Genomic DNA, 10213 nt, shown 5'->3' with positions numbered 1-10213 from the left:
GCGCGGCGGCGATGGGGGTCGGGTCAGCCGAAGGCTGCGGGGGAAGGCGGGTATCCATAGCCGCAATCATTCCACAGGCAGCAGGGCAACAGCAATTGTATCGGTAAGAATTTCACCGTTAGAGCCGCACGACCTGCGCCGCGCTCCCCGTTGCGGTCAGTCGGAGCCTATCGCCGGTCGCAATCCCATCGATCTCGGCCACCACAATCGGGCAGCGGATATCATAAAGCGCTTCTGCCACCAGCGCCGCCACGGTCAGAATCGGATCGGGCCGCGCCAGCAGAATCCCCAGCGGTCCGGTGCCCAGGCGCAAGCATTCCGCCAAAACCGACGATGCCGAGGACGAGCCGCGCCCGCACGGCATCACCAGAATCTTGCCCGCGAGGCTTTGGCCGACCTGCGGGTGCGAACGGTCGATAATCGCCCCCGTCGCCACCGCAACGCCGCCCCAGAAACTCAGCGGATCGGTGAGGACGACCGCCAATCCTTCCGCCTCCCCCGCTGCATAGGCCCGCCCGGCGCGGATCATAACCGCACTACCCGCCCGGCAACCGCTGAAGCGATACACTCGTCGAGTTCCCCGAAGGCGACCTGCACACCCAGATTGCCCGGCGCATAATGCGCCCATTTGCCCGAATTGGTCATCACCACCCCCTCAAGCTTTTGCAGAATCGCGGTGATATAGGTGCAGGTATCGGCGACCGGAATCAGGCCGAAATTTTCCAAACCCGCCAGCGCGCCCGAAGCTTCCAGCGCTGCCAGTGTCGCCCGGCCCGTATTCACATAGATCGGAACCCCCTTGCCAGGGGCCGCCGCGCGCAGCAGCGGGATCAGCCGCCCCCATTCGGCCAGGGAGAAATGCGGCGTGCCGAGGCAGATTGCGGTAACCGCAGCGCCATCGGGCACGGTGGAGAGATGCGCCAAGGCGGTGGCGACCATCGCGGGCGTAATCTCGATGGTCGTTTCAGGTTTCCGCCCGCCGAAGGCATCCGAGAGCGTCGGCGCTTCCGGCGTAATCCCGACCGCATGAAACAGCCCGACCGCCCCTGCCGAAGCCGCCGCCGCGCCCAGCGCCTTCAACTGATCCTCGTCGCGCGGCCCCGGCAACCCCTCGATCACCGGCACGCGCTCGCCGCTGGCAGCGCCAATCAACAGCCCGACGGCGACGAACAGCGCATCGGTCGGCTCTAAGGCGGCGGGAAAGCCGGTCAGCCGGAACAGAATTTCCCCGCGCCGGTTTTCGTCGAGATGCAACCCCCAGGCCGGGGCGCGGCCCGTCAGCGCGCAGCAGAGATCAATGAAATCGCCATAGCGGTTGGTGCGCGCCCCGATCACCGAGTTTGCAAAGACAATCGCGTTCGATTCGCCCCAGGCAATCTGCTCGCCAAACCGAGGCCGGTAGAGGGTTTGATAGGGCGCACAGGTGAAGCTGGGCACGCAGCCCAGCGCCTCATGGGCCTGCATCAGCCGCCGCGCCGGGCTTTGGTCCTCCGGCGATAGTCGTACCAATTCGGGATGAATGAGATCGAGCGAGCCGACGTTCAGCGTCGTCGGCACGCGCACGCGCCCCCCGCCCGCCACCAGCCGATCGACGAAATCAAGGCTCACCTGCCCATGATAAAGGCAGCCGTCGATATGGGCACGGGAGATATCCAGAAGCGCCTCGGCCCCCAAAGCTTGGAAAAAAGCGCTGAGAATCGCCATCGCCGAAGCCGCCGCCGCCCCAGCCTCGCCCTTGCGCAGGGCTTCGTCGGACGCGGTGAGCTTGAGCGACACGCTTTATCCCTTCATCGGAGCCACACCAACCTTGCCACGCCGGTTTAGCCCACGTCCACCGGCAAGGTGGAGGCGCGGATGATGAGGCGGGTTGGGATGCGGAGGGCTTGCGGCGGCATATCCTCGCCCGCCAACCGGCGGCGCAGCAGGTCGACCGTGGCGCGAACGGTTTCGGTCATCGGCTGCTGCACTGTCGTCAGCCGATAGCCGGGCCAGCCCGCCATTTCGATATCGTCAAAGCCGATGATCGCCACATCGCGCGGCACTTTTTAGGCCAAGGATATGGCGGGCGGCGTCGAGCGCCCCCAGCGCCATCGTATCATTGCCGCAGAAGATCGCTTCGGGCGGCTCGGGAGCGGTTAGCAGCGCCAGCGCCGCCGCCTGCCCGCCCTCATAAGTATACTCGCCCGGCACCGAAGCCGTCAGCGGAACGCCCGCCTCGGCCAGCGCTTCGGTGAAATAATGGCTGCGCTCCTGCTCGCTGAAGGCCGTTGGATTTCCGGCGATATAGGCGATGCGCCGGTGCCCCGCCGCCAGCAGGTGCCGCGCGATCAATCGCACCGCGCCGGGGTTGTCGCAGCAGATCGTATCGACGCCCGGCGTTTCGCCCTTGCCCAGCATCACCAGCGGCGTGCTGTAGGTTTGGGTTTCCTGAATGATGGCGGGGGGCACGCTGCCCGCCGCAACAATAATCGCATCGACCTGATAGGCCATCGCCTCCAGCAAAGCCCCGCCAGTTTCGTCAGTGCGGGCGGTCCGCATCAGTAAGGTTTGCCATTGTTCAGCCCTTAAGGCCCCGCCGAGATGGGAGAGCATGTGGCAATCGTAGAGGCTCGATAGATCCCCGGTGACGAGGCCGATCAAGCCGGTCCGGCGCTGAGTGAGCCCGCGCGCAAGCGCATTGGGCCGATAGCCGAGTTCCTGCGCCGCCTTCTGGACTTTCTCCCGCGCCTCTATGGATACGCTTCCACCCGGTGTAAAAGCCCGTGATACGGTGGCTTGCGACACCCCCGCGTGTCGCGCCACATCTTCGGCCGTTGCCCGCCTATTCATTCGATAAATCCTTATTTTTATTCACTATAGGCGGAGTCGAACTTTAGGCCAAGCGTGTCATATATTCGTCATAAACTAGCAATTCTTTGGTCATGAGACGCGCGTAAGACTTCCCGCATCAATGAATACGCATTCAGAGTAACCGATGTTCCTGGAAATCGACCATCTCTCCGCCACCTATGGCAGCACGCCCGTTCTCAACCGCGTGTCGTTGGCGGTTGGGCAGGGCGAAATGGTGGCGCTACTCGGCGCCTCGGGCTGCGGGAAGACGACGCTGCTGCGGGTGCTGTCGGGCTTTCATCCGGCGGCGGGCGGCACCGTGCGGCTGAAGGGGGCCGATATCACCGCCCTGCCCCCGGAAAGGCGCGATACGGCGCTGGTGTTCCAATCCTATGCGCTCTGGCCGCATATGACGGTGGCGCAGAATGTTGGCTACGGCTCCGCCTCCGCAAGACTCCGAGGCCGAGCTTGCGGCGCGCGTGAGTGAAGCTCTCGCCCGCGTTGGGCTGACGGGGTTCGCCGACCGCGCGGTGACGCAGCTTTCCGGCGGTCAGCGCCAGCGCGTCGCCCTCGCCCGCGCCATCGTGGTTAATCCCGCCGTGCTGCTAATGGATGAGCCGCTGTCAAACCTCGACGCGCGCATTCGCCATCAGGTGCGCCACGAAATCAAAGAACTGCAAGCCCGCCTCGGCATTACCGCCGTCCTCGTCACCCACGATCAGGAGGAGGCAATGATTATGGCCGACCGGATTGTGGTGATGAACGGCGGGCGCATCGAACAGGTCGGCACGCCGGAAGAAATCTACACCCGCCCGGCAAGCGCTTTCATCGCCAACTTTATGGGGGCCGATAACCGCTTGGACGTGGCTTATCGCTGCGAAGCGGAGGAAATCGCCCTGCTGCTTCCCGACGAACCCGAGGCGCAGCGCCTGCCGCTTGATGCCTTGACCTTGCCCGCCGATCTGCCGAACGAAGGCCGCTTGGCCCTGCATTTCCGCGCCGCTGCCGTTCAACTCGCGGCACCGGGAGAGCCCGTACCGGCGCGGAGCCTTAGCCTCGGCGGCTATCTGCATCAGCGCTCCTACCCCGGCGGCACCTATCGCTATGCCGTCGCCCTGGCCGATCAGCGCCTGCTGGTCGATCACGCCGCGCTGCTGGCGGAAGGCGATGCGGTTCGCATCATTCTTCCGGCATCGGCCCTTCTGGCCTTTCCGGCTGTTTAGTCCCCTCACCGTCAGGAGTTTCTCATGGTTGAGTTTCGTGGTTTCCGGGTTGCGGCCATCACCGCCGTCAGCCTTTTCGCCCTCGCCTCTGGCGCACACGCGCAAGTAACGCTGAATGTGGTCACGGCGGGCGATCAAAATATGGTCGATTACGTCATCGACTTCCTCGGCCCGAAGTTCGAAGCCAAGAACCCCGGCGTGAAGGTGCGCGCCATCGGCACGGGTCCGGGCGATGCCGGCTCCCAGGCGGTCTTCGAAAAGCTGAAGGCGCAAAAGAGCCAGGCGAGCTGGGATGTGGACGTTGCCGTCGTCCATCAGTTCATCTCCGGGCCGATGCTGAAGGAAGATCTGCTGGCAAAATACACCGGCCAGATCGCAAGCGGCGCGCTCGCCACCCGCGATTCGGCGAAAAACGCCCTGGGCGCGAATGTGGAGGGCTATGTTATCCCCATGTTCAATAGCCAAGTCGCGGTCGCCTATAACCCCGATATGGTCAAAGAACCGCCGACCACCTATCAGCAACTCGCCGAGTGGGCGAAGGCCAACCCGAAGAAATTCGGCTATAATGGCATTAAAGGCGGCATGTCCGGCGTCGGCTTCGTCACCGGCTGGATGTATGCTTTCGCCCCCAGTGGCCTTGCCATCACCACCGGCTACGACGCCAATGCCAAGGCCGGTTGGAAAGACGCGCTGGCGAGCCTGAAAGACTTCAATAAGAACGCCACCATCACGCCGGGCAATGCCGGAACGCTCGATATGCTCGGACGCGGCGAAATCGCCATGGGTCCCGTCTGGGTCGATATGTTCTATAGCTGGATGGCCGACGGCAAGCTGAACCCCAACACCAAGCTCGTCCTGCTCGGGCCGGGGATGCCGGGTCAACCGATGTATTACACGCTGCCCGCCAAAGCCACCCATAAGGACCTCGCGCTAAAATTCATCGATTTCGCCGCCAGCCCGGAAATCCAGGCCGAAGGCATCGTGAAGCGCTTCAACTGGTATCCCGGCATCGATGCCCAGCATGTGCAAAAGGCGCTCGATCAGAAGACCTGGAATAAGCTCTTCACCGATGTGACGCCCGCCGATCTCGCAACCAAAGGTAAGACCTTCCCGGTCGCGGCCCACCTGAAGGAAATTCAGGAAAGCTACGAAGCGAGCGTGACGCAGTAGGCATCGGTTAGGGGCTTTGCCCCTAACAACCCCAGCCAAGGGCCTCGGCCCTTGGCAATCCCATTTAATTACTCCGACCTCTCATGACGCGACGGATCGAGAAATCGGGTTTCCCAAGGGGCCGCAGCCCCTTGGGCGGGGTCCAGGGGCAGCGCCCCTGCCTCCCCTCCCTAAGGAGAAAGTTTTGACTGAAAGCCGTTGGACATCGGCGCTGATGATCGCCCCGGCGCTGCTGGTGGTGCTGGGGCTGTTTCTGGTGCCGCTGGGCCTGTCGATCCAGCAAGCGTTTCTTGATCCCGAGGGGGGCGTATCGCTGGCGAATTTCGCCAAGGCGTTTTCGCTTTATGGGCGGGACGTGCTGTTTACGGTCGTGATCGTGACGGTGGCGACCGCCTTGACGGGGGTGGTGTCGATTGCGGTTGGCGGCTATCTGGTGCTGGCGACCAGCCCGCGCACGGCGTCGGTGCTGCGCTGGTTGTTTCGGCTGCCGCTGTTCGTGCCCTTTGTCGTCGTCGCCCAAATGATGCGGACGTTTCTAGCGAAGTTCGGCCTGCTCAATAGCTTGCTCATGAGCCTCGGGTTCCTGACGCCCGAAACGGCCCAAGGCATGCTGGATTGGCGCGGCATCATCTTCGCTTTCGTCTGGAAGCAATCGGCCTTTGCCACGCTCGTGATCGGCGGCGCGATGGCGTCGCTCGACCGTTCCACGGTGGAAGCGGCGCGGGATTTAGGCGCGTCGCGCCTGCGCATTCTGCTGGAAATTATCCTGCCGCAAGTCGCCCCCACGGTTGCCGTCACCCTGGTTCTCTCCTTCGTCATGATGCTGTCGGTTCTATCGGTGCCGATTATGCTCGGCACCGAATCGCCGACGATGATTACCGTCGATATGGCGTGGCGGGTGAATTCCTACCGCGATTACGGCGTCGCCAATGCGCTCGGCGTGGTTTCACTGCTGATGGCCTCCTCCGTCGCCTGGATTTATCTGCGCCACGCGGCGAAGGAAAAGGGGAAGACTTATGGTTAGCTGGCTCCCGCGCGCGATGCTGCTCGCCTGCGTCGCCTTCCTCATTCTCGGGCCGCTGTCGAATATTCTGATTTGGGCCTTTGCCGAACAATGGTTTTTTCCGGCGAAACTGCCGACCGAATGGGGCTTTAAATTCTGGGAGCGCGTCTTCCGCCCGCGCGCTGGCGCGATGGACGCGATGACCATGAGCCTCGTCATCGCCCTGCTCACGGTCGCCGTGTCGATGCTGCTGGCGGTTCCGGCGGGCTATGCTTTGGCGCGGCGAAGCATCCCCTGCCGGGCTTTGGTGATGCTGGCGTTTTTGCTGCCGCAGGCGATTCCCTCGGTCGCGGTTCACCAGAGCATCGGCCAGATTTTCTACACCATCGGCCTGAACGGCACCGTTCCCGGCGTCGTGCTGGTGCATACGCTGCACGGGCTGGTCTTCGCCGTCTGGATCACCTCGGCGGCCTTTGCGTCGGTGGACCGGGACCTTGAGGCCGCCGCGCGCGACCTGGGGGCGACGCCGGGACAGGTGTTCCGCAGTATCACCCTGCCGCTGGCCTTCCCCGGGCTGATTGCCAGCGCGATTTTCGTCTTCCTCGGCTCCATCGACGAGTTCACCGGCACCTTCTTCGTCGGCGTGCCCGATATTCAGACCCTGCCGATCCTGCTCTATACCGCCAGCATGCAGGGCAGCTACCAGATCGCCTCAATCACGGCGATTTTTCTGCTCATTCCCTCCCTTCTATTCATGGTCATCGTCGAGCGTTTCTTGAAAGCCGATGTGGCCGCAAAAATCGGAACATAATGATCGAGATCGATATTCTCGGCTGCGGCGAGGCCTTCGACCCCGACCGCGCCAATGCCGCCGTGTTGGTGACGGTGGAAGGCTTCCGGCTGCTGATCGACTGCGGCATGGGCGTCCCTCAAGCGGTGTGGCAGCGCTCGGACGCGGCGGATTTCATCGATGCCGTCTATTTCACCCATCTGCACGTCGATCATTGCGGCGGCCTGCCCGCGCTGATCGACCATATGGGCGCGCGCGGACGGACGAAAACGTTGGTGATCTATGGGCCGGACGCTGAATTAGCCCGCGTGAACGCAGCGGTGGCCTTCGCCGCCTGGCCGAACCCAAACCCGGCTTTTCCTATCGACATCCTGCCGAAAACACCGCTCACCCGCATCGGCCCGATGCAGGCGCGCGTCGCCCAAACCGAGCATGCGGCGACCAATCACGCCCTGCGGCTGGAGTTCGGCGCGGTGAGCTTCTTTTATTCCGGCGATGGCCGCCCGACCGACGCCAGCCGGGCGCTGATGACCGGCGCGACGCTGGCGTTTCACGAGGCCCAAAGCCCCTCCCGCTTCGCCCCGGTCGAGGGGCATTGCGATTTCGATACGGTCGCGGCCCTGCTCGATGCGCAGCAAATCGGCACTCTCTGGCTCTACCATACCGCCGCGCGCAGCGATGCCGCCTTCCTCGGGCGGCTGAAGACGATGGGGGAGCCCCGGCTGCATTACGCCGTCGCGGGGCTCAAACTCCTGATCCGTTAAGCCGCAAACCCGGACGCGGCGGCGAGGTGCTCGAACAGGCCCGGCGTGGCGGCGATCACCTCGCCGCCCGTATGCAGCCCGTCCCCGGCCAGGAAATCATTCACCCGGCCGCCGGCTTCGGTAATCATCAGCAGCGCGGCGGCCACGTCCCAGGCGTTGATGTGCTTTTCCCAAAAACCGTCCGACCGGCCTGCCGCGACATAGGCGAGCCCCAAGGAGCCCGAACCGCCGCGAATAAATTCACTTTTCGCCGTCACCAAACGGTCGATGGTTCCAACCGTGAAGGAAGACGGGCATTTGAAGTTGAAGCCGATGCCGAAGCGCGCCTTCAGCGGGTCAGTCTCGCCCGTCACTTCCATCTTGGCCCCGTTCAGAAACGCCCCTTGCCCGCGCCGCGCGGTAAACATTTCCCCAACGTTTGGATCGTAAATCAGCCCGATTTCGAGCGTGGCGCCAACCATAAACCCCACCGAAACGCACCAATGGGGAATGCCGCGCAGGAAATTGGCGGTGCCGTCGATGGGATCGATGATCCAGCACCCCGCGCCATCGCCGCCCTGAAACCCACCTTCCTCGCCCAAAATCCGATCGTCCGGGAACAGCGCCCGCAGCGCCGTGACGATATGATCTTCCGCCGCCCGGTCGGCGATGCTCACCACATCCTGAAGCCCCTTATGCTCGATCACCAATTCGTGCCGACGCCGGAAGAAATCGGCGGCTTTATCGCCTGCTTCCCGAATGATCCCAAGGGCAGCAGCGTAACGAAGGTTCAGGTCGGCGGCGGTCGGCATAATCGGGAATCTCGCATTCGAATAAGGTTAACCCTTTGACGGGCCGCGCATTTTTGCAGAACCCCTGACCCGGCGATACCCCGATTTATGCACAGCTCCCGTGCAACCCGACCGAAAACCGAGCGTCAATCCGGAGCACAATAGAGCCGATAGAGGGTTTCCAGCAGCACGCGCACTTCGGTACTGGCCAGCCGGTAATAGATGGTTTGCCCATCGCGGCGGGTTTCGACCAACCCAAGCGCCGCATTTTGCTCAAATGCTGGGAGAGAGCCGCCTGGGCCAACCCGACCGCCTCGGCCAACGCACCGACCGATTGTTCGCCCTCTAGGAGATTGCACAGCACCAGCAAACGCTTGGGGTTCGCCATTGCTGTCAGCACGCGCGAAACCTCCTCCGCTTTCGCTTCCAGCGTGGCCAAACCGGGCACCGGGGGTGTTAGGACATCCATAGGCAACCTTTCTCACTTGATATTTTAGAAAATGCGAATATACTAATTATCGTACCTTAATCGATTGGAGGAATCCATGACAAACGTTGGTGGTTTGGACCGCATAATGCGGTTTGGAGTTGGCGTACTGCTCATTCTGTTTCCCTTCGTTCCGGGGCTTCAGGGCTTGGTCGCGGGGTGGGGTGTTTGGCAATATGCCTTAACAGCAGCCGGCGTTGTTATGGTCGGCACGGCTTTTTTCCGCTTTTGCCCGGCTTATGTTCTGTTCGGCATCCGCACCTGCCCGCTGTCCCGGCGCTAGGGACCGGCGATGACGGAGTTTGCGCCTGTGAGCGCGCTGGCGGGCGGGGCCTTGATTGGCCTTGCGTCGGTGCTGCTGTTCGCGTTCTTCGGGCGCATCGCTGGGATTAGCGGTATCGCCGTTCGGCTGCTGCCGCCCTATACCGATGGGGAAACCCAAGGCCGTGCCGCCTTCATCCTCGGCCTGATCGCCGCGCCGCTCCTGGTGCTGCTGCTGGGGGGCGAGTTACCCGTCATGACAATCGAAGCCGGGCCGATGCGTCTGCTGCTCGCGGGTGCCTTGGTTGGCTTCGGCGCGGTTTACGGCAATGGCTGCACCTCCGGGCATGGGGTCTGCGGCCTATCGCGCCTCTCGAAGCGCTCCTTCGTTGCTGTCGTAGTCTTTATGGCGACGGCGATTGCCACGGTTTTCGTGACCCGCCATCTGATAGGAGGTTAACCATGCGCTTTTTGCTGAACCTCGGTATCGGCTTAATCTTCGGTCTCGGGCTGATGATCTCCGGGATGAGCAATCCCGCGAAGGTTCTGAACTTCCTTGACCTTGCAGCCCTGCCAACCGGCGGCTGGGACGCGAGCCTTGCCCTCGTCTTAGCCAGCGCGGTTGCGGTCGGGTTGATCGGCTTTCAAACCGTTCAGCGCTGGCGCAAGCCGCTTCTGGCGGAGGCCTTCTCCCGGCCCTCGGCAACGCGGCTTGATCGCCGCATCATCCTCGGCCCAGCGATTTTCGGGATCGGCTGGGGGCTCGCGGGCTTTTGCCCCGGCCCAGCGCTGGTTGCGCTCGGCACCGGCTCCCTCTCAGCCGCAATTTTTGCGACCGCCATGCTCGCAGGCATGGCCGCTGCCCGGCTTATCCCCCGCTAAACCACGCGTTTTTTTCAGGAGAAAACCGAATGAC

General features: G+C 63.0%; 15 protein-coding genes. 9 read left to right on the top strand and 6 right to left on the bottom strand.

Annotated elements, in window-relative coordinates; genetic code table 11:
• Positions 1–118 precede the first annotated feature (118 nt).
• From VZ95_RS00790 to VZ95_RS00780, 4 genes are read right to left on the bottom strand one after another with little or no spacing between them, the layout of a single operon-like run.
• Positions 119–568, bottom strand: coding sequence for an aconitase X swivel domain-containing protein (locus VZ95_RS00790; RefSeq protein ID WP_198148011.1), 450 nt, complete (start codon positions 566–568; stop codon positions 119–121).
• Positions 526–1776, bottom strand: coding sequence for an aconitase X (locus tag VZ95_RS00785; RefSeq protein WP_045774190.1), 1251 nt, complete (start codon positions 1774–1776; stop codon positions 526–528). The genes VZ95_RS00790 and VZ95_RS00785 overlap by 43 nt, the downstream gene beginning before the upstream one ends.
• Positions 1777–1820: 44 nt before the next feature.
• Positions 1821–2042: a substrate-binding domain-containing protein gene (locus VZ95_RS27795; RefSeq protein WP_052711357.1), complete on the bottom strand. Its 222-nt coding sequence runs from the start codon at positions 2040–2042 to the stop codon at positions 1821–1823.
• A complete protein-coding gene (locus tag VZ95_RS00780) occupies positions 2011–2829 on the bottom strand; it encodes a LacI family DNA-binding transcriptional regulator (RefSeq protein WP_052711356.1) in 819 nt (272 codons plus the stop codon). The genes VZ95_RS27795 and VZ95_RS00780 overlap by 32 nt, the downstream gene beginning before the upstream one ends.
• Positions 2830–2974: 145 nt before the next feature.
• On the opposite strand from VZ95_RS00780, the gene VZ95_RS26440 reads away from it, so the two are divergent.
• The 6 genes from VZ95_RS26440 (at position 2975) to VZ95_RS00755 (ending at position 7779) form a co-directional block, all read left to right on the top strand.
• Positions 2975–3316: an ATP-binding cassette domain-containing protein gene (locus VZ95_RS26440; protein WP_232302421.1), complete on the top strand. Its 342-nt coding sequence runs from the start codon at positions 2975–2977 to the stop codon at positions 3314–3316.
• Positions 3309–4052 carry an ABC transporter ATP-binding protein gene (locus VZ95_RS00775; protein ID WP_232302420.1) on the top strand — a complete coding sequence of 248 codons (744 nt, stop codon included), beginning with the start codon at positions 3309–3311 and terminating at the stop codon, positions 4050–4052. The genes VZ95_RS26440 and VZ95_RS00775 overlap by 8 nt, the downstream gene beginning before the upstream one ends.
• A 24-nt stretch (positions 4053–4076) precedes the next feature.
• Entirely contained in the window at positions 4077–5222 is a 1146-nt protein-coding gene (locus tag VZ95_RS00770; RefSeq protein ID WP_045774189.1) for an extracellular solute-binding protein, read from the top strand.
• A gap of 184 nt (positions 5223–5406) precedes the next feature.
• A complete protein-coding gene (locus VZ95_RS00765) occupies positions 5407–6246 on the top strand; it encodes an ABC transporter permease (protein WP_232302419.1) in 840 nt (279 codons plus the stop codon).
• Positions 6239–7036 carry an ABC transporter permease gene (locus tag VZ95_RS00760; RefSeq protein WP_045774187.1) on the top strand — a complete coding sequence of 266 codons (798 nt, stop codon included), beginning with the start codon at positions 6239–6241 and terminating at the stop codon, positions 7034–7036. Before VZ95_RS00765 ends, VZ95_RS00760 begins: the two co-directional genes overlap by 8 nt.
• Positions 7036–7779: an MBL fold metallo-hydrolase gene (locus VZ95_RS00755; RefSeq protein WP_052711355.1), complete on the top strand. Its 744-nt coding sequence runs from the start codon at positions 7036–7038 to the stop codon at positions 7777–7779. The genes VZ95_RS00760 and VZ95_RS00755 overlap by 1 nt, the downstream gene beginning before the upstream one ends.
• Here VZ95_RS00755 and VZ95_RS00750 read toward each other — a convergent pair.
• Both VZ95_RS00750 and VZ95_RS00745 read right to left on the bottom strand, forming a co-directional pair.
• Positions 7776–8570 (bottom strand): inositol monophosphatase family protein, encoded by a 795-nt coding sequence (locus VZ95_RS00750; protein WP_045774186.1) that lies wholly within the window; start codon positions 8568–8570, stop codon positions 7776–7778. The two genes, VZ95_RS00755 and VZ95_RS00750, sit on opposite strands and share 4 nt — an antisense overlap.
• A gap of 85 nt (positions 8571–8655) precedes the next feature.
• Positions 8656–9018, bottom strand: a complete 363-nt coding sequence (locus VZ95_RS00745; RefSeq protein ID WP_332307961.1) for an ArsR/SmtB family transcription factor — start codon at positions 9016–9018, stop codon at positions 8656–8658.
• 76 nt (positions 9019–9094) lie between these two features.
• Here VZ95_RS00745 and VZ95_RS00740 point away from each other — a divergent pair, with 76 nt between their 5' ends.
• The 3 genes from VZ95_RS00740 to VZ95_RS00730 are packed head-to-tail and all read left to right on the top strand — an operon-like array spanning position 9095 to position 10179.
• A complete protein-coding gene (locus tag VZ95_RS00740; protein WP_045774185.1) occupies positions 9095–9319 on the top strand; it encodes a YgaP family membrane protein in 225 nt (74 codons plus the stop codon).
• A gap of 9 nt (positions 9320–9328) precedes the next feature.
• The gene (locus VZ95_RS00735) at positions 9329–9757 is read left to right on the top strand and encodes a YeeE/YedE family protein (protein WP_045774184.1); all 429 of its coding nucleotides are present in this window, start codon (positions 9329–9331) and stop codon (positions 9755–9757) included.
• A gap of 2 nt (positions 9758–9759) precedes the next feature.
• Positions 9760–10179 carry a DUF6691 family protein gene (locus VZ95_RS00730; protein WP_045774183.1) on the top strand — a complete coding sequence of 140 codons (420 nt, stop codon included), beginning with the start codon at positions 9760–9762 and terminating at the stop codon, positions 10177–10179.
• Positions 10180–10213 lie beyond the last annotated feature (34 nt).

It is taken from the genome of Elstera litoralis (assembly GCF_000963705.1).
Taxonomy (GTDB): domain Bacteria; phylum Pseudomonadota; class Alphaproteobacteria; order Elsterales; family Elsteraceae; genus Elstera; species Elstera litoralis.
Note: the sequence above shows the minus strand (reverse complement) of the source record. Positions and strands in the feature narration are given on the sequence as shown.